Source organism: Xanthomonas graminis pv. graminis (assembly GCF_030168915.1).
Taxonomy (GTDB): domain Bacteria; phylum Pseudomonadota; class Gammaproteobacteria; order Xanthomonadales; family Xanthomonadaceae; genus Xanthomonas_A; species Xanthomonas_A translucens.
Genome location: NZ_CP076255.1, coordinates 173,946 through 192,835, shown reverse-complemented (window position 1 = coordinate 192,835; position 18,890 = coordinate 173,946). Strand labels below are relative to the sequence as shown.

General features: G+C 64.5%; 10 protein-coding genes, 2 tRNA genes and 3 rRNA genes. 8 read left to right on the top strand and 7 right to left on the bottom strand.

Features of this window, described 5'->3' with window-relative positions:
• Nucleotides 1-40: 40 nt before the first annotated feature.
• From KHF85_RS00795 to KHF85_RS00765, 7 genes are all read left to right on the top strand, one after another.
• Nucleotides 41-1,531 carry an FAD-dependent oxidoreductase gene (locus tag KHF85_RS00795; RefSeq protein ID WP_284568145.1) on the top strand — a complete coding sequence of 497 codons (1,491 nt, stop codon included), beginning with the start codon at nt 41-43 and terminating at the stop codon, nt 1,529-1,531.
• A gap of 672 nt (nt 1,532-2,203) precedes the next feature.
• Complete coding sequence (locus KHF85_RS00790) at nt 2,204-3,262, top strand: glycoside hydrolase family 5 protein (RefSeq protein ID WP_284568144.1); 1,059 nt, start codon at nt 2,204-2,206, stop codon at nt 3,260-3,262.
• A gap of 295 nt (nt 3,263-3,557) precedes the next feature.
• The gene (locus KHF85_RS00785; RefSeq protein ID WP_284568143.1) at nt 3,558-4,601 is read left to right on the top strand and encodes a glycoside hydrolase family 5 protein; all 1,044 of its coding nucleotides are present in this window, start codon (nt 3,558-3,560) and stop codon (nt 4,599-4,601) included.
• A 213-nt stretch (nt 4,602-4,814) separates the two neighbouring features.
• Complete coding sequence (locus KHF85_RS00780; protein ID WP_284568142.1) at nt 4,815-5,870, top strand: glycoside hydrolase family 5 protein; 1,056 nt, start codon at nt 4,815-4,817, stop codon at nt 5,868-5,870.
• A gap of 137 nt (nt 5,871-6,007) precedes the next feature.
• The gene (locus tag KHF85_RS00775; RefSeq protein WP_284568141.1) at nt 6,008-6,886 is read left to right on the top strand and encodes a methylglyoxal synthase; all 879 of its coding nucleotides are present in this window, start codon (nt 6,008-6,010) and stop codon (nt 6,884-6,886) included.
• 262 nt (nt 6,887-7,148) lie between these two features.
• Nucleotides 7,149-8,507 (top strand): substrate-binding domain-containing protein, encoded by a 1,359-nt coding sequence (locus KHF85_RS00770; RefSeq protein WP_284568140.1) that lies wholly within the window; start codon nt 7,149-7,151, stop codon nt 8,505-8,507.
• 96 nt (nt 8,508-8,603) lie between these two features.
• Nucleotides 8,604-8,738, top strand: coding sequence for a hypothetical protein (locus KHF85_RS00765; RefSeq protein WP_284568139.1), 135 nt, complete (start codon nt 8,604-8,606; stop codon nt 8,736-8,738).
• Between the two features lie 414 nt (nt 8,739-9,152).
• Here the strand turns inward: KHF85_RS00765 and rrf are convergent.
• From rrf to KHF85_RS00740, 5 genes are all read right to left on the bottom strand, one after another.
• Nucleotides 9,153-9,267: ribosomal RNA gene (gene rrf / locus KHF85_RS00760) — 5S ribosomal RNA — on the bottom strand.
• Between the two features lie 170 nt (nt 9,268-9,437).
• Nucleotides 9,438-12,317 (bottom strand): 23S ribosomal RNA (locus KHF85_RS00755).
• A 227-nt stretch (nt 12,318-12,544) separates the two neighbouring features.
• Nucleotides 12,545-12,621, bottom strand: a tRNA-Ile gene (locus KHF85_RS00750).
• Between the two features lie 76 nt (nt 12,622-12,697).
• Nucleotides 12,698-12,773: transfer RNA gene (locus KHF85_RS00745), tRNA-Ala, on the bottom strand.
• Between the two features lie 85 nt (nt 12,774-12,858).
• Nucleotides 12,859-14,403 (bottom strand): 16S ribosomal RNA (locus KHF85_RS00740).
• Together the 16S, 23S and 5S rRNA genes with 2 tRNA genes alongside form the textbook arrangement of a ribosomal RNA operon.
• Nucleotides 14,404-15,117: 714 nt before the next feature.
• Between KHF85_RS00740 and KHF85_RS00735 the strand changes: the two genes are divergently transcribed.
• A complete protein-coding gene (locus KHF85_RS00735; RefSeq protein ID WP_284568138.1) occupies nt 15,118-16,299 on the top strand; it encodes a benzoate/H(+) symporter BenE family transporter in 1,182 nt (393 codons plus the stop codon).
• A gap of 22 nt (nt 16,300-16,321) precedes the next feature.
• On the opposite strand, the gene bphP is transcribed toward KHF85_RS00735, so the two are convergent.
• Both bphP and KHF85_RS00725 read right to left on the bottom strand, forming a co-directional pair.
• The gene (gene bphP, locus KHF85_RS00730) at nt 16,322-18,226 is read right to left on the bottom strand and encodes a bacteriophytochrome BphP (RefSeq protein ID WP_284568137.1); all 1,905 of its coding nucleotides are present in this window, start codon (nt 18,224-18,226) and stop codon (nt 16,322-16,324) included.
• The gene (locus tag KHF85_RS00725; protein ID WP_409976634.1) at nt 18,223-18,819 is read right to left on the bottom strand and encodes a biliverdin-producing heme oxygenase; all 597 of its coding nucleotides are present in this window, start codon (nt 18,817-18,819) and stop codon (nt 18,223-18,225) included. Before KHF85_RS00725 ends, bphP begins: the two co-directional genes overlap by 4 nt.
• Nucleotides 18,820-18,890 lie beyond the last annotated feature (71 nt).

Genomic DNA, 18,890 nt, shown 5'->3' with positions numbered 1-18,890 from the left:
TTCTCCCGAGCGGAGAAGGGATTACGCCACGGAATTTTTTATGAGCCGCAAGCAAGCCTTCCAGTTCCTCGACCTGCCCCGGCAGATGCCACAGCGCATCCCGGTGGAGCTGCGCACGTCCGGCGACTGGAACGAGCTGTACGGCAAGTTCGACAAGGCCGACGCGCAGTACCAGGCCGGGCGCTGCCTGGATTGCGGCAATCCGTACTGCAGCTGGAAATGCCCGGTGCACAACGCGATTCCGCAGTGGCTGCAACTGGTGCAGGAGAACCGCATCGAGGAAGCGGCGGCGCTGTGCCACAGCACCAACCCGCTGCCGGAAGTCTGCGGCCGGGTGTGCCCGCAGGACCGCCTGTGCGAAGGCAGCTGCACGCTGGAGGAATTCGGCGCGGTCACCATCGGCGCGGTGGAGAAGTACATCGTCGATACCGCACTCAACAACGGCTGGCGCCCGGACCTGAGCCAGGTCCAGGCCACCGGCAAGCGCGTGGCGGTGATCGGCGCCGGCCCGGCCGGGCTCAGCTGCGCCGACCGCCTGGCCCGCGCCGGCATCCATGCGGTGGTCTACGACCGCTACGAGCAGATCGGCGGCCTGCTGCAGTTCGGCATCCCCAGCTTCAAGCTCGACAAGAGCGTGATCGGCAAGCGCCGCGAGGTGCTCGAAGGCATGGGCGTGGAGTTCCGCCTGGGCGTGGAGATCGGCCGCGACGTCAGCCTGGAGCAGTTGCTCGGCGACTACGACGCGGTGTTCCTCGGCACCGGCGCCTACCGCTACACCGACGGCGGCCTGGCCGGCCAGGACCTGCCCGGGGTGCTGCCGGCGCTGCCGTTCCTGGTGCAGAACAGCCGCATCGTCGGCGGCAACGACCCCTGGGGCCGGCCGATCGCCGGCTGGGAAGACACCATCGCGCTGCCGGACCTGAGCGGCAAGCGCGTGGTGGTGCTCGGCGGCGGCGACACCGGCATGGACTGCGTGCGCAGCGCGATCCGCCTGGGTGCGGCCAAGGTCACCTGCGCCTATCGCCGCGACGAGGCCAACATGCCCGGCTCGGCGCGCGAAGTGGCCAACGCGCGCGAGGAAGGCGTGCGCTTCCTGTTCAACCGCCAGCCGCTGGCGGTGGAAGCCGATGCCGCCGGCAAGCTGGCCGGCGTGCGCGTGGTGCAGACCCGTTTGGGCGAACCCGATGCGCGCGGGCGCCAGGCCGCGGTGCCGATCGAAGGCAGCGAATCGCTGCTGGACGCGGACGTGGTCATCATCGCCTTCGGCTTCTCGCCGAGCGTGCCCGAGTGGCTGGCCGCGCAGGGCGTGGAAGGCACCGCCGCCGGCCGCATCCTGGCCGGCGGCAACGATCCCGATGGCAGCGCCCGCCTGCCATACCAGACCACCAACCCCAAGCTGTTCGCCGGCGGCGATGCGGTGCGCGGCGCGGACCTGGTGGTGACCGCGGTGGCCGAAGGCCGCGACGCGGCCGCCAGCATCGCCGAATGGATCGGCAACCGCCTGCCGGTGACCACCCAGGCCGCCGCCTGAGCGACCTCGCCCGCGCCTGCGCGGACGACATCCATGCATGCCCGGCGGCGAACCGCCGGGCCACCGTTCGCACGCGTTGCCGCCGCCGCCGCGTTGCCCGGCAACCGCGCCGGCCCGACCCACAATGCGCCCGGCAGGCGAAACGCAAGCCTCCCTGTAGGAGCGGCTTCAGCCGCGACGAGCGAAGCGGTGGATTTTCCGACTTGGCATGCCGTCGGGACTGAAGTCCCTCCCACAACAGGCCTCGCCGCTCCACCGTGCCGGCGGAATCCTTGGGGGAGCGACTTCAGTGGCGACGAACGCAGCGGTGGGCCTTCCGGCTTAGGACGTTGTCGCGGCTGAAGCCGCTCCTACAGTGCACCCAGCAAGCGATCGGCAGGCGGTGTAGGCGGCTTCAGCCGCGACGAGCGAAGCCACCGGCTCGGCGGCATCTCCGGGCTGAAACCCCTCCTGCATGCGCACTACGCCGCGACGAACCGTGCCTGCGCGCCCGGTCGCGACCTCGCCCTGAGCGACGCGAACGCAACGCCGTCTTTCGCACGAGTGAATGCACCGCTAACGCGCAAACGCCTAGGCTGGCCGCGCGGGTGCGATCCGCGCACCCTTGCACCGCCGGCTGCTTCCCCCGATGGCAAAACGGCATCCTCCCCTCCCCCAAGGACGCTTTCCCCCATGTCGCTTCTCTCTCTCTGGTCGTCGCGGCTACGCCCCGCCGCTCCCGCCGTGTTGCTGCTCGCCGCCGCCTTCAGCGTGTCCGCTCAGGACGGCAAAAGCGTGCTCAAGTACGCGGGCGTCAACCTGTCCGGTGCCGAATTCAATTCCGGCAAGAAGCCGGGCACGCTGTACAAGGACTACACCTATCCGGGTGCGGCGGACTACGGCTACTTCGCCGGCAAGGGCATGAACATCGTGCGCCTGCCGTTCCTGTGGGAGCGCCTGCAGCCCACCGCCAAGGGCGAGTTCGATCCCGCGCAGCTGGCGCAGATCAAGAAGGCGGTGGCGCAGGCCAAGGCCAGCGGCCTGCACCTGATCCTGGACCCGCACAACTACGCCAAGTACAACGGTGCGCTGATCGGCAGCGCCGGCGCGCCGGCCGAGGTGTTCGCCGACCTGTGGCGGCGCCTGGCGACCGAGTTCAAGAACGACGACACGGTGATCTTCGGCCTGATGAACGAGCCCAACGCGGTCTCCTCCACCGACTGGGCCGCCGCCGCGCAAGCGGCGATCAACGCCATCCGCAAGGCCGGCGCGAAGAACCTGGTGCTGGTCCCCGGCACCGCCTACACCGGCGCGCACAGCTGGCGCAGCACCTACTACGGCACCTCCAATGCGGTGGCGCTGCAGCCGCTGAAGGATCCAGGCAATCGCATGGCCTTCGAAGCGCACCAGTACTTCGACAAGGACAACAGCGGCACCAAGGGCGAATGCGTCAGCGCCGGCGCCGGCGCCGAGAAACTGGCCGGCTTCGTCAGCTGGCTGCGCGAGAACAAGAAGGTCGGCTTCATCGGCGAGTTCGCCACCGCCGATACCCCCGTCTGCAACCAGGCGCTGGAAGGCATGCTCAGCTACATCGAGCAGAACAAGGACGTGATCGTCGGCTGGACCTGGTGGGCGGCCGGCGCGTGGTGGAAGAACGACTATCCCTTCAACGTGCAGCCGAACAAGGACGGCAGCGACAGGCCGCAGATGTCGATCCTGTCCAAGCACGCGCGCAAGATCACTGGGAAGTGAGCCGGCAGGTGTGCCGGGCGCAGCGTCCGGCACGCCGTCGCTGCACGCATGGGCGACACAGATCACGCATGCGCTGCGCCGGTCGCCACATGCACCGCGGTGGCGAAGATCGACAGAGAACCAGTGCGCGTTGGCGTTGCAAAGCCCAACACAGATCCGCGCACGCACGCATGTTGGTCGTAGAGGCGAGGACGCGAATGGACTACGTTGGGGCGTAAGCACACCATTTGCCATCAGTTCGGCCGTTTCGCACTGTGCTTGGTCGATCCCCCGCTGATGCAGAAGGACGCCACCCATGTCTCGTTCACCCTCTTGCCTGGGCGCGCTGCGCCTGGCACTGTTGCTTTGCCTGCTCGCCGTGCTGCCTCAGCTGCACGCACAAAGCGTGCTGAAATTCGCCGGGGTCAATCTGTCCGGCGCGGAGGTCAGCTCCAGCCAAAAGCCCGGCGTGCTCAACGTCGACTACTTCTATCCCAGCGCTGCCGACTACGCCTATTTCGCCGGTAAGGGCATGAACATCGTGCGCCTGCCGGTGTTGTGGGAACGCCTGCAGCCCAAGGCGCAGGGCCCGCTGGACAGCGTGCAATTGGAGTTGATCAAGGCGGCGGCCAAGCAGGCCAGGGCGCATCACATGCGCCTGATCCTGGATATCCACAACTACGCCAGCTACTACGACCGCAAGATCGGCAGCACGGCCGTGCCGATCAAGACCTTCAGCGACCTGTGGCAACGTCTGGCCTGGGAGTTCAAGGACGACGACAACGTGGTCTTCGGGCTGATGAACGAGCCCCACGACATCTCGCCCGGACTGTGGGCTGCAGCCGCGCAGTCCGCAGTGGACACGATCCGCGCCGCCGGTGCGCGCAATCTGATCATGGTGCCGGGTGCACTGTGGAGCGGCGCGCACAGCTGGTACTCGACCGTCAACGGCGAATCCAATGCCACCGCGCTGGCCTCGCTGTACGACCCGCTCCAGCGCACCGCCATCGAAGTGCATCAGTATCTGGACCCCGATTCCAGCGGGACCAGTGTTGCCTGCGTGAGTCCCAGCGCCGCTACAAAACGCCTGGTCGACTTCACCAACTGGTTGCTCAAGACCAAGCACATCGGCTTCCTAGGCGAATTCGGCGCTAGCCGCCATCCTGTTTGCCAGCAAGGGCTGAACGACATGCTCGGCTACATCGAACAGAACAGCGGGCTGTGGTGGGGGTGGACCGCCTGGGCCGGCGGCGCCCGGTGGAACGTGCACTATCCGTTCAACCTGCAGCCCGATGTGGATGGCCGCGAAAAACCGCAGATGTCGATCCTGTCGGCCAGGGCGAAGCGCATCACGCGCTAACACGGCCTTCGCTACGCGCGCTGCGATAACGCCGCCGATCGTGGCGCGCAGCATGGCGCGCCGCAGCGTCTGTCGACGCAGCGGCGCCACACACGTACCACCTCGGGAGAGGAGCGGTAGCCGCACTGGCATGCCGATTGCAACCGATCAGGACGACCGCCGCCACACAGTGCGGCGGCCACGTCCGTTCGTTCTTCTCCATGAGGCAATCCCATGCGACGCATCTCCTCTTCCATTGCATCCCCGCGCCGGCTGCTGCGCGGGGCGCTGTGCATGGCGCTGGCCGCCTGCGCATCCACCGCCATCGCGCAGGATCCAGTGCGCTACGCCGGCGTCAACCTGGCCGGCGCGGAATTCAATTCGGCCAGGAAGCCGGGCGTGGTCTTCAAGGACTATCTGTATCCCAGCGACAGCGACTACGCCTACGTCGCCGCGCAGGGCATGAACATCGTGCGCCTGCCGTTCCTGTGGGAGCGCCTGCAACCCACCGCCAACGGCGCGCTGGACGCCGCCCAGCTCGGCTATCTGCGCACCGCGGTGAGCCGCGCCAAAAGCCACAACCTGCGCGTGATCCTGGACCTGCACAACTACGCCAAGTACAACGGCGTACGCATCGGAAGCGGCGGCATGCCCGCCAGCGTGCTGGCCGATCTGTGGCGGCGCCTGGCGATCGCCTTCGGCAACGACGACACGGTGATCTTCGGGCTGATGAACGAACCCAACGGCATTTCCTCCGGCGACTGGGCCGCCACGGCGCAACTGGCGATCGATGCGATCCGCAGCGCCGGCGCCTACAACCTGATCATGGTGCCGGGCACCGCGTTCAGCGGCGCGCACAGCTGGAACAGCAGCTGGTACGGCGTGCCCAACGCGCAATCGATGGTGGCGATCGAGGATCCGGTCGAAAACCTGGTGTTCGAAGTCCACCAGTACCTCGACCAGGACTACAGCGGCACCAGCGCCGATTGCGTCAGCGCCAGCATCGGCTCGGAAACGCTGCGCGGCTTCACCCAGTGGCTGCGCGACAACGGCCACCAGGGCTTCCTCGGCGAATTCGGCGCCAGCAGCAATGCCACCTGCATGGCCGCGCTGGACGACATGCTCGGCTATGTGCACGACAACGCCGACGTGTGGATGGGCTGGACCGCGTGGGCGGCCGGCGCCTGGTGGAAGCTCGACTACGCGTTCAGCCTGCGGCGCAACCCGGACGGCACCGACAAGCCGCAGATGGGCGTGCTGTCGGCGCGGGCGAAGCAACTGCTCGACTAGCCGGGATTGGCGACTGGAAGAACGTGTTGCGATGTGTGGCTGCTCGCTGCCGGCCCGGGGCGATGGCGGTAGCCGGCGATTGAGTCCGTACCGCGATCCGGCGCAGACTGTCGTTCCTTCTCCGCACGGATCGACGTATGCGCCTGGGCCTGGCCGCCAACCGACTGCACCACCAGGGCAAGGACGCCGCCCTGTTCCGCTGGCTGCGCGCCTGCGAGGCCGGCATCCGCGAACTGCAGCTCGGCCTGCACGCGGTCGGCCGTACCCACGAGGCGATCGCGCGCGCCGGCTGGCTGTCAGGCTACACGGAACTCAAGCGCTATCCGTTCGGCCGCGAAGGCGGGCTGATGAAGCTGGTCGCCGAAGTGGTGGGCCTGGAAGGCGCCGAGCGCACCCTCGACGGGACGATCTACTTCATCGATCCAGTGGATCCCTCATCGATCTTCCCCGAGGCGATCGCGCTCAAGCGCCAGTGCGTGATCCACGGCAAGCCCTTCATCTCCACCGTGGCCAGCGCCCGCGACTGGATCGAGATGGAGCGCGTGCACGCCGGACTGGCGGCCGACGCCGGCGCCGACGACTTGCACGCGCTGGAGCAACACACCCTGGCACTGATCGCGCACGATGCGATGAAGCCGCAGATGCTGGCCTTCGCCAGCGAGCATTTCGACCTGCTGTCGCGCTTCGAGCAGCGCGTGGCCACCGGCACCACCGGCCTGCGCCTCAACGAACTGGCCTGGAGCCGCGGCTGGCCGCAGGGCCAGGACTGGGTGCACCGCTACCAGAGCGGGCCGATGGGCGGCGACGCGCAGATCGCCGACCGCGTACTGGAACGGCGCTGCCAACGCGCGATCTTCTTCGAGGATCCGCACGTGGCACGCCAGCACGAGGCGGACATCCAGCTGCTGGAGCGCGCGGTGACCACGGTGACCGACAACGCGGTCTGCATCACCTCGCCGCTGGTCGCCGCACGCTGGGCGCAGGCGGCGGCGAAGCGGGCACTTTCGTCCGCCTGAGCGATGCTGCGAGCGATTTCCCTAGGCCATTCGCCCGCTGTGGGAACGACTTCAGTCGCGACGCGCATTACCGGGAATGCGCGTCGCAACTTTGGCGCGAAGCCATAGCCGGCAGCGTCGGTCCTAGCCGCGAAAAGATGCAGCGCACGCGCGATCGCAACAGGTCATACGCACCACCCACATCGCGTGACCGCGCTCACAGTCACTGCCATGTCACGCCTGTCGCCAACACTGCCCCCTGTCCAGATCCTGGGGGGATCCGATGTCCGGTTTCATCTTGCGCCTGCTGTTGGCAGCTGCGGCAGCGCTGTGCGCCATCCCATCCGTCTGCGCGCAGCAGGCCGAACGCTTGCGCGTGCACGGCTCCAACAGCGTCGGCGCGCAGCTGATGCCGGCCCTGGTCGAATCCTGGCTGCACAGCATCGGCTATCGGCAGATCCAGCGCCGCCGTGTCGATGCAGCGACGCTGGAAATCTCCGCGCTGCGCGACGATGCACCGCTGGTGGTCGAAATCGGCAGCGCCGGTTCGGCCGCCGGCTTCGCCGATCTGGTCCGCGGCGACGCCGAACTGGCGATGCTGGCGCGGGTCCCCGATGCGCGCGAACGCGATGCCGCCTGGCAGCTTGGCGATCTGTCCTCGCCTGACCAGAACTTCGTCCTCGCGCTGGATGGTGTCCGCGTGCTGGTCGCCGCCAATAATCCGTTGACCTCGCTCAGCGTCGCGCAGCTGCGCGACATCCTGAGCGGGCAGCTGACGCGCTGGTCGCAACTCGGAGGTGCGGACCTGCCGATCGAAGTGCAGCGCAACCCCGAGCGCAGCGGATTGGGCGATTTTCTGCGCGAACGCCTGTCGCTGCCCGCCAGCGCACAGCCCGCCGCGCAACGCCTCCATGCCAACCTGGTCGAGACGGCGCAGTCCGCGGCCGGGCACCCGGCTGCGCTGGCGATCGTCGCGCTGACCACACCGCTCCCGGCCGGCACCCGTGCGCTCGCCATCGCCGACGGCGGCATCGCCGTGCTGCCCACGCAGGCCAGCATTCGTGGCGAGGACTACCCTCTGGTGCAGCGCTATAGCCTGTATGGCGGGCAGATGATGTCGGCGCTAGGCCGCAGCCTGGCCATGTATTCGGTCGGCGCGCAGGCGCAGCAGGTCGTGCGCCGGATCGGGCCGATCCCGATGAGCATCGCCCCCGACCCGACGCAGCCGCCGCGCGCGAGCGGCGACGCGCGCCAGGCCGATGCCTACCTGCAGGCCGGTGCCGGCGCGCAGCGCCTGACCACCACCTTGCGTTTCAGCCTGCAGTCGCTGAACTCGATGTTCGAGGCGCGCAGCGCGCAGGACCTGGACCGGCTGATCGCCTTCATGCAGCAGCCGGCGATGCGCGGTCGGGCCTTGGCGGTCATCGGCTTCGCCACACCGGATACGGCCAACCGCCTGTATCCGACCATCGCCAGCAACGACCGCGCCGACGTGGTCGCCGCCTATCTGTCCCAGCGCGGCATCGTGGTCAAGCGCGCGCGCGGACTGGGCGCGGCGCGCCCTCTGCTCGGCGGCGAAGATACGCTGGCCAAGGTGCGCAATGAGCGGGTCGAGATCTGGCTGCTGGACGCCGGGCGCTGAGCCCTGCGGCAAAGGCTGAAGCTGACGCGAGGGTATTCACTCCCTTGCACAACCCCGCATTGGGAGCATGGCCACTCTGCGCAAACGGAGAACGCCATGAACGACCCCAACACGATCCGGTCCCGGCCGCTGCTGGCGGCAGCGCTCGCGCTGGCCGTCGGCAGCGCCTACGCGCAATCGCCGGCGCCGGCGCAAGCCGCGGGCACAGGTAAGGCGCTGCTGGGCGAGTAGGGCTACAGCAAGCTGGAGAGGCTGAAGTTCGAAGACGGGCTATGGAAGACCGAGGCCACCAGCGGCGACGGCAAGCGCGGCGATGTACGGATCGGGCCGCGCGGCGGGTATCTACACGAAGGGCACGCCGTCCAAGCTGAGCGAAGCTCCAGTGCACGCGTCGCTGACGGATCGGGCTACTGGGCTACTGGGCAGGAGCATGACCTGGAAGAGGACGAGGGCTTGTGGGAAGCGCCGTCGCAGAACGCGGGCGGCCAGGGCGTGGAACTGTAGGCGGCCCCGGAGGGCGGTCGGTTGGTGAGGGCGCAGCGCGAGTGAGGCGCAGGGTTTGGGTGTGAGGGCTGTTGCGGTGGTGCTTTTGGATCGCGCAATAAAAAATCCCCGTCCTTGTGGGACGGGGATTAGGGGTAAAGCCCCTGGCGATGACCTACTCTCGCATGGCTTGAGCCACACTACCATCGGCGCAGCTGCGTTTCACTTCCGAGTTCGGGATGGGATCGGGTGGTTCCACAGCGCTAATTTCACCAGGGAGACGGTTGGAGTGTCGCCTGGTTGTGTCTTCGGACAAGGCACGGATGTGCGGCTTGTGTGGAAGACGGCAACTGGCGCCAGCCTCTCATAGGGTGTGACGTAGCGAGCGTTTGTAGAGCTATCGACGTGTGTCGTGCTAAGGGATGCTTGGAAGCACCTTGAGGTTATATGGTCAAGCCGCACGGATCATTAGTATCAGTTAGCTCAATGCATTGCTGCACTTACACACCTGACCTATCAACCACGTAGTCTACATGGTTCCTTAAGGGGGCTTGTGCCCCGGGAAGTCTCATCTTGAGGCGCGCTTCCCGCTTAGATGCTTTCAGCGGTTATCGCTTCCGAACATAGCTACCCGGCAATGCCACTGGCGTGACAACCGGAACACCAGAGGTTCGTCCACTCCGGTCCTCTCGTACTAGGAGCAGCCCCTCTCAAACTTCCAACGCCCATGGCAGATAGGGACCGAACTGTCTCACGACGTTCTGAACCCAGCTCGCGTACCACTTTAAATGGCGAACAGCCATACCCTTGGGACCGACTACAGCCCCAGGATGTGATGAGCCGACATCGAGGTGCCAAACACCGCCGTCGATATGAACTCTTGGGCGGTATCAGCCTGTTATCCCCGGAGTACCTTTTATCCGTTGAGCGATGGCCCTTCCATACAGAACCACCGGATCACTAAGACCTACTTTCGTACCTGCTTGATCCGTCGATCTTGCAGTCAAGCACGCTTATGCCTTTGCACACAGTGCGCGATGTCCGACCGCGCTGAGCGTACCTTCGTGCTCCTCCGTTACTCTTTAGGAGGAGACCGCCCCAGTCAAACTACCCACCATACACGGTCCCCGATCCGGATAACGGACCTAGGTTAGAACGTCAAGCACGACAGGGTGGTATTTCAAGGTTGGCTCCACCACAGCTAGCGCCATGGTTTCATAGCCTCCCACCTATCCTACACAGACGAACTCAACGTTCAGTGTAAAGCTATAGTAAAGGTTCACGGGGTCTTTCCGTCTTGCCACGGGAACGCTGCATCTTCACAGCGATTTCAATTTCACTGAGTCTCGGGTGGAGACAGCGCCGCTGTCGTTACGCCATTCGTGCAGGTCGGAACTTACCCGACAAGGAATTTCGCTACCTTAGGACCGTTATAGTTACGGCCGCCGTTTACTGGGGCTTCGATCAAGAGCTTCACCTTGCGGCTGACCCCATCAATTAACCTTCCAGCACCGGGCAGGCGTCACACCCTATACGTCCACTTTCGTGTTTGCAGAGTGCTGTGTTTTTGATAAACAGTCGCAGCGGCCTGGTTTCTGCGACCCTCTTCAGCTATAGCTCGCATGAGCCACCAAAAAGGGTGCACCTTCTCCCGAAGTTACGGTGCCATGTTGCCTAGTTCCTTCACCCGAGTTCTCTCAAGCGCCTGAGAATTCTCATCCTACCCACCTGTGTCGGTTTACGGTACGGTCTGCGTAAGCTGAAGCTTAGGAGCTTTTCCTGGAAGCGTGGTATCAGTGACTTCGTCTAAAAGACTCGTCTCGGTGCTCGGTCTTAAAGGATCCCGGATTTGCCAAAGATCCAAACCTACCGCCTTTCCCCGGGACAACCAACGCCCGGTACACCTAACCTTCTCCGTCCCTCCATCGCACTTACGCGAGGTGCAGGAATATTAACCTGCTTCCCATCGACTACGGCTTTCGCCCTCGCCTTAGGGGCCGACTCACCCTGCGCCGATTAACGTTGCGCAAGGAAACCTTGGGCTTTCGGCGTGCGGGTTTTTCACCCGCATTATCGTTACTCATGTCAGCATTCGCACTTCCGATACCTCCAGCAGACTTCTCAATCCACCTTCAACGGCTTACGGAACGCTCCTCTACCGCGCATCGCTTATCGCGATGCACCCCAAGCTTCGGTTCACTGCTTAGCCCCGTTAAATCTTCCGCGCAGACCGACTCGACCAGTGAGCTATTACGCTTTCTTTAAAGGGTGGCTGCTTCTAAGCCAACCTCCTGGCTGTCTGTGCCTTTCCACATCGTTTTCCACTTAGCAGTGAATTTGGGACCTTAGCTGTGGGTCTGGGTTGTTTCCCTTTTCACGACGGACGTTAGCACCCGCCGTGTGTCTCCCGGATAGTACGTACTGGTATTCGGAGTTTGCAATGGTTTGGTAAGTCGCGATGACCCCCTAGCCATAACAGTGCTCTACCCCCAGTAGTATTCGTCCGAGGCGCTACCTAAATAGCTTTCGAGGAGAACCAGCTATCTCCGGGTTCGATTAGCTTTTCACTCCTAATCACACCTCATCCCCTACCTTTGCAACGGGAGTGGGTTCGGGCCTCCAGTCAGTGTTACCTGACCTTCACCCTGGGCATGACTAGATCACCCGGTTTCGGGTCTACTGCCCGCGACTATGCGCCCTTATCAGACTCGGTTTCCCTTCGCCTCCCCTATACGGTTAAGCTTGCCACGAACAGTAAGTCGCTGACCCATTATACAAAAGGTACGCAGTCACTCTTGCGAGCTCCTACTGCTTGTACGCACACGGTTTCAGGATCTATTTCACTCCCCTCTCCGGGGTTCTTTTCGCCTTTCCCTCACGGTACTGGTTCACTATCGGTCGGTCAGGAGTATTTAGCCTTGGAGGATGGTCCCCCCATGTTCAGACAGGGTTTCACGTGCCCCGCCCTACTCGTCTTCACTGGAATGGCCCTTTTAAATACAGGGCTATCACCTTCTATGGCCAACCTTTCCAGGTTGTTTTTCTAGAACCATACCAGCTTAAGGGCTAGTCCCCGTTCGCTCGTCACTACTTAGGGAATCTCGGTTGATTTCTTTTCCTCCGGTTACTTAGATATTTCAGTTCACCGGGTTCGCTTCCAGCAGCTATGTATTCACTGCAGGATACTGCCGAAGCAGTGGGTTTCCCCATTCGGATATTGCCGGATCAAAGCTTGTTGCCAGCTCCCCGACACTTTTCGCAGGCTGCCACGTCCTTCATCGCCTCTGACCGCCAAGGCATCCACCGTGTGCGCTTATTCGCTTGACCATATAACCTCAAGTTGCCTCGAGGTCATGCTGAGTCCGGGGGTACAACGCCCGGACGCGAACTATAACGACTCAATTTCTAGGGACTCGAGGTCCCCGCCTTAGCCACAACGACACGTCAAGATAGTTTGATCTCAAACGCTCGCTACGTCACAAATTTTAAAAGAACATACCCCAGCCTCAGTGCTGGCGCATCTTAAATTCTTAGTGTGCTTCTTACATTCAGAGTGGTGGGTCTGGGAGGACTCGAACCACCGACCTCACCCTTATCAGGGGTGCGCTCTAACCACCTGAGCTACAGACCCAAAGTCTTGGCTCTTGCAGGTCCCTGAGACCGTCCGCACACGGATGCGCGGGCGTTTGCAGAGGGATCTGCAAATCTGGTGGAGCCAGTCGGGATCGAACCGACGACCCCCTGCTTGCAAAGCAGGTGCTCTCCCAGCTGAGCTATGGCCCCGAAATCGGGGTGCTCCGCCCTATGGCGGAACTCTCTGAATGCAGGTTACTTGTGAGGACGCCTGTAGGCGTAGCTGTCATGCTCAAAAGGAGGTGATCCAGCCGCACCTTCCGATACGGCTACCTTGTTACGACTTCACCCCAGTCATCGGCCACACCGTGGCAAGCGCCCTCCCGAAGGTTAAGCTACCTGCTTCTGGTGCAACAAACTCCCATGGTGTGACGGGCGGTGTGTACAAGGCCCGGGAACGTATTCACCGCAGCAATGCTGATCTGCGATTACTAGCGATTCCGACTTCATGGAGTCGAGTTGCAGACTCCAATCCGGACTGAGATGAGGTTTCTGGGATTGGCTTACTCTCGCGAGCTTGCAGCCCTCTGTCCTCACCATTGTAGTACGTGTGTAGCCCTGGTCGTAAGGGCCATGATGACTTGACGTCATCCCCACCTTCCTCCGGTTTGTCACCGGCGGTCTCCTTAGAGTTCCCACCATGACGTGCTGGCAACTAAGGACAAGGGTTGCGCTCGTTGCGGGACTTAACCCAACATCTCACGACACGAGCTGACGACAGCCATGCAGCACCTGTCTCACGGTTCCCGAAGGCACCAATCCATCTCTGGAAAGTTCCGTGGATGTCAAGACCAGGTAAGGTTCTTCGCGTTGCATCGAATTAAACCACATACTCCACCGCTTGTGCGGGCCCCCGTCAATTCCTTTGAGTTTCAGTCTTGCGACCGTACTCCCCAGGCGGCGAACTTAACGCGTTAGCTTCGATACTGCGTGCCAAGTTGCACCCAACATCCAGTTCGCATCGTTTAGGGCGTGGACTACCAGGGTATCTAATCCTGTTTGCTCCCCACGCTTTCGTGCCTCAGTGTCAGTGTTGGTCCAGATGGCCGCCTTCGCCACAGATGTTCCTCCCGATCTCTACGCATTTCACTGCTACACCGGGAATTCCGCCATCCTCTACCACACTCTAGTTGCCCAGTATCCACTGCAATTCCCAGGTTGAGCCCAGGGCTTTCACAACGGACTTAAACAACCACCTACGCACGCTTTACGCCCAGTAATTCCGAGTAACGCTTGCACCCTTCGTATTACCGCGGCTGCTGGCACGAAGTTAGCCGGTGCTTATTCTTTGGGTACCGTCAGAACAATCGGGTATTAACCGACTGCTTTTCTTTCCCAACAAAAGGGCTTTACAACCCGAAGGCCTTCTTCACCCACGCGGCATGGCTGGATCAGGCTTGCGCCCATTGTCCAATATTCCCCACTGCTGCCTCCCGTAGGAGTCTGGACCGTGTCTCAGTTCCAGTGTGGCTGATCATCCTCTCAGACCAGCTACGGATCGTCGCCTTGGTGGGCCTTTACCCCGCCAACTAGCTAATCCGACATCGGCTCATCTATCCGCGCGAAGCCCGAAGGTCCTCCGCTTTCACCCTAAGGTCGTATGCGGTATTAGCGTAAGTTTCCCTACGTTATCCCCCACGAAAAGGTAGATTCCGATGTATTCCTCACCCGTCCGCCACTCGCCACCCATGGTATTGCTACCACTGTGCTGCCGTTCGACTTGCATGTGTTAGGCCTGCCGCCAGCGTTCACTCTGAGCCAGGATCAAACTCTTCACTTAAAATTACAGACCCGAAGGCCAATACTTTGATATGCAGAGTTCAAACCAAGCTTACGTATCGCTTGCTTAGCAATTGATTTGTTGCTCTTGATTCGAACGTCTGCAAGATGGACATACTTCCACCTGCAGGCGCCCTCACAAGTTACCTGCGCACACTGTCAAAGAACTTCGGGGCCGGCCTCAGCGCCTTTCCCGTTTCACGGCGACGTTTCCGCCGTAGCGAGCCGCCCATTATAGCGGACTTTTTCTTGCCGTCAACACCTCGTTTCGGAGGGTTTGACGCCGGCTCAACTCAAACCCTGAAGGCTTTTCGCTGAACCGAGCCGCCCATCATAGCGCTGATTTATCAGGAGGTTGACGCCGCTTCTTGATGAGGACCCGGAGGTCTTTTCGTTGAAGCGAGCCGGCCATATTAGCCGTTTTTTTCACGCCGTCAACACCCGATGTTCGCTAGGTGTTTCCGGCCCGTTTCGCTTCTGTCGAGCCGAAGATCGGCAGCTGCGTAGCGGGCCGAGCAGTCTACCGGGCCAGGAAAAAACGTCAACCGCTTTCTTGCGCTCGGTGCGTATGCGGCCATTGCGGACGCTTCCGGCAGCGTTCCCATCAGTAGAACGCGCACGCGGCGCGTCCGCGCGCGGCGGCGACCCCATGCCGCTGCTGCCGTTGGCGGCCGCTTCGCCGAGAATGCAGGTTCACCCCCTGCAGGACCTCGCAATGCCCTCCACCGCCGGACGCTCCCTATGGCGCGACGCCTCGCTGCCGGCACTGGTCGCCGGCTTCATCACTGTCTTGGTCGGCTTCGCCAGTTCGGCGGTGATCGTGTTCCAGGCCGCGCGTACGCTGGGCGCCTCGCAGCCGCAGATCGCGTCGTGGATGTGGGCGCTGGGGCTGGGCATGGGCATCACCTGCATCGGCCTGTCGCTGCGCTACCGGATGCCGGTGGTGACGGCCTGGTCCACGCCCGGCGCGGCGATGCTGATCAGCAGCGGCGGCGGCTTGCCGCTGTCCGAGGCGATCGGCGCGTTCGTGGTGGCGGCGCTGCTCGGCACCGCGGCAGGATTCTCCGGCGTCTTCGAGCGGATGATCCGGCGCATCCCGGTGTCGCTGGCCTCGGCGATGCTGGCCGGGGTGCTGCTGCGCTTCGGCCTGGACGTGTTCGTGGCGATGCAGCACCAATTGGGCATGGCGCTGGCGATGTTCGCGGTCTATCTGCTGGGACGCCGCGCATTCCCGCGTTATGCGGTGATCGCGACGCTGGCGGTGGGGATCGCGATCGCCGCCGGCAGCGGCACGCTGCATCTGGAGACCGCGCAGCTGCGTCTGGCGCGGCCGGAATTCGTGTGGCCGACGTTGTCCTGGCAGGCGCTGTTCGGCATCGCGCTGCCGCTGTTCGTGGTGACGATGGCCTCGCAGAACCTGCCCGGGGTGGCGGTGATCCGCGCCTCCGGCTACGCGGTGCCGATCTCGCCGACGATCGGCTGGATCGGCGTGGTCAATACGCTGCTGGCGCCGTTCGGGGCCTATGGGCTGAACCTGGCGGCGATCACTGCGGCGATCTGCATGGGCCGCGAGGCGCAGGAAGATCCGCAACGGCGCTACATGGCGTCGGTGTTCGCCGGCCTGTTCTACCTGCTGATCGGCCTGTTCGGGGCGACCGTGGCGGCGCTGTTCGCCGCTTTCCCGAAGGAGCTGGTGATGGCGATCGCCGGCATCGCGCTGTTCGGCACCATCGGCAACAGCCTGGCGATGGCGCTGAAGGACGAAGGCGAACGCGAACCGGCGCTGATCACCTTCCTGGTCACCGCGTCGGGGTTGTCGCTGTTCGGCATCGGCGCCGCGTTCTGGGGCCTGCTGGCCGGGGCGGCGACCTCGCTGCTGTGGCGGCGCACGCGCTGAGCGTGTGCCGCCACGGGTTTGCTCAACGCGGGTCGCGCAACTGCAGCAGCCAGTGCGTGGGGACGCCGGATGGGCTGGGCAAGGGTTCGAAATCGAACTGGCGATGCACGGCGGCGGCGGCGTCGACGCGCAGCGGCAAGGTCACGTAGGCGGCGCGTCCCTGGCGCAGCAAGGTGGCGATGCGCTGGGTTTCGGCGGGTGCGGCATCGCTGGCGTACAGCTGGTCCAGTTCGCAGCCGATCAGCTCGGCGATCTCGCGCTGGTACAGCGCCGCGAAGGCATCGTTGACGAATGCCAGCCGGCTGGGCCGGCCGTCGCTGCCACGCTCGATGATCGCCACCGGTTCGCGCAGCCGCGACAACGAGGCCTCCAGCAGCGCGAAATCCTGCTGGAAGCGCTTGCGCTCCATCAGCTCGATCAACACCCGCAGGCTGCGCGCCGACTCCAGGCTCAGCGGCGACCACGGCCGCGCGCGGCCGCGCACGGTTTCCTGCCACAGGTCGAAGCTCTTGCGCGGCGACAGGCGCGAGTTGGGAATGTCCTGCAGCTTGGACAGCTGCGGGTTGCCGGCCCAGTTGACCGTGCGCACCTGCTCGCGCCGCGTCCACAGCAGCGCGCTGCGCGCCTGCGGCATCAGCGGGACGAAGATGAAACCGGCGGCGGTGGGAGCCAGGTCGGCCAGTTCCGGGAAGGTCGCGCCGATCTGCTCGGTATGCAAGGCGCCGACCGCGTCGTGGCGCAGCGCTTCGTGGTGGCTGGCCTCGATCTGCTCGCGGATCCGGGCAAGTTCGGCGGCGCTCGGCACGGTGCCGTGGCGGGTGACGTGGTCGCCATGGAACACCGCCACGCCGTCGGCATCGACCACGTCGAGCAGATCCGAGGCCATGTCGTCGAGCATGTCCCCGGTCAGCGTCTCGGCTTCGTTGAAATTGGTGATCAGCTTCTCGCGCACGGTCAGCAGCACCGATTCCACGCGCGCGCGCGCCACCGCGGTCAGCGCGCCGATGCGCCCGGCCAGGGCACGGCTGACCGCGTCGGTGACGTCGCGCATCTCGTGGTTGCAGAAGTACGGGCGGTAGTGGTGGCAGGCGATCAGCCCCCACAGCGCATCGTTGACCACGATCGAGGCCACCAGGGTGGCGGTGACGCCCATGTTGGCCAGGTATTCCAGGTGCACCGGGGAGACGCTGCGCAGGCTGACGTCGCTCAGGTCCAGCGGCGCGCGCAGCCGCGGATGCAGGGTCGGCTGGATCGGCGAGGGGATGTAGCCGACATCGGCGATCTGGCGCACGCGGTTGCGCAGGTACAGCGTGCGCGCCTGCGCCGGGATGTCGCTGGCCGGATAGTGCAGGCCGAGATAGGACTCCAGCTCGGGCGTGCGCGCCTCGGCCACGACGTCGCCGTTCCACTCGTCGTCGAAGCGGTAGATCATCACCCGGTCGTAGCCGATCAGCGTGCGCAGGCTCTTGGCCGCACGCTGGCAGGCTTCGTCGATGCTGTTGTCGGTCTCCAGCCGGCGCAGCAACGGCAAGGCCTCGCGCAAGGTGGCGTCGGCGAGCGGCGCGTCGCGGGGCTCCAGTTCCAGCAGCCATTGCTCCGGGTACAGGTGCCAGGCGCCGACCCAGCGCTGCCGCGAGGCCGTGGCGCGGCGCGGGAAGTCGACATCGATGTAGCCGAGCTGGGTGGGTTCGGAGGCGTCCGCCGACACGCGCGGTGCCTGCAGCGTCAGCAGCGCGTCGTAGCGCTGTCCGAGCAGGTCCGCCAACGGCACATCGAGCAGGTCGGCGGCGCTAGCGCTGGCCTGGACGATGCGGCCGTCGCCGGGTTCGATCACCAGCAGCACGCCGTGCGGCTGGATCGATCCGGGAATATGGATCGGCTCGCGCGCGCAGGCGTCCATGTCCAAGGGCGCAACGGTCTCGCTCATGCGGCGGTCTCCAGGGCGAAGTGGGTGTGGAAGTGCGCGAACATCGCGCGTGCGCCATCGACCGCGGCCTGCCGCGATTGCGGCGTCGGCAGGGCCTGCTCCAGGCGTTGCTGGAACCGCCGCCAACAGGCCGGGTCGGCATGGCCGAGCTCGAAATAGGTCAGTGCCGGGGCGGCGTCGGCCAGGGTCTGCCGCAGCCGCCGGGCGATCAGGCGCCCGCCCAGGCGCGAGCCTTCGACCACGTACAGCATGCCCCAGCAGTTGCAGGCGTCGGGGGCTGGCGGCGCTGGCGCCGGCAGCGGCGGCGTGGCCCGCAATGCGGCCAGATCGTGTTCCAGCAGCGGACTGCGCGGCTGGTAGCGCCAGTCCGCATCGCCGCTGGCGTGCAGCCAGGCCGACTCGCGTTGCTCCCAGCCGGCCAGCACCGCGTGATGGCGGCGCAGCACCTGGACGTAGTCGGGCACGGACAGGGAGTCGTGCAGCAGCGCGCGCATCGCCGGCAACTGTTCGACGGCCAGGTGCTGTTGCGCGGTGGCTTCGCGCAGCAGGCGCGAAGCGGTGAGGTGCGCGGCGGAACCGTCGGAGAGCGACATCATGGAGGGCGGGCGGTCTACCGCAGCCGGACCGGCCGCGACGGCGGAGATGCCGCACAGCGTAGCATCGT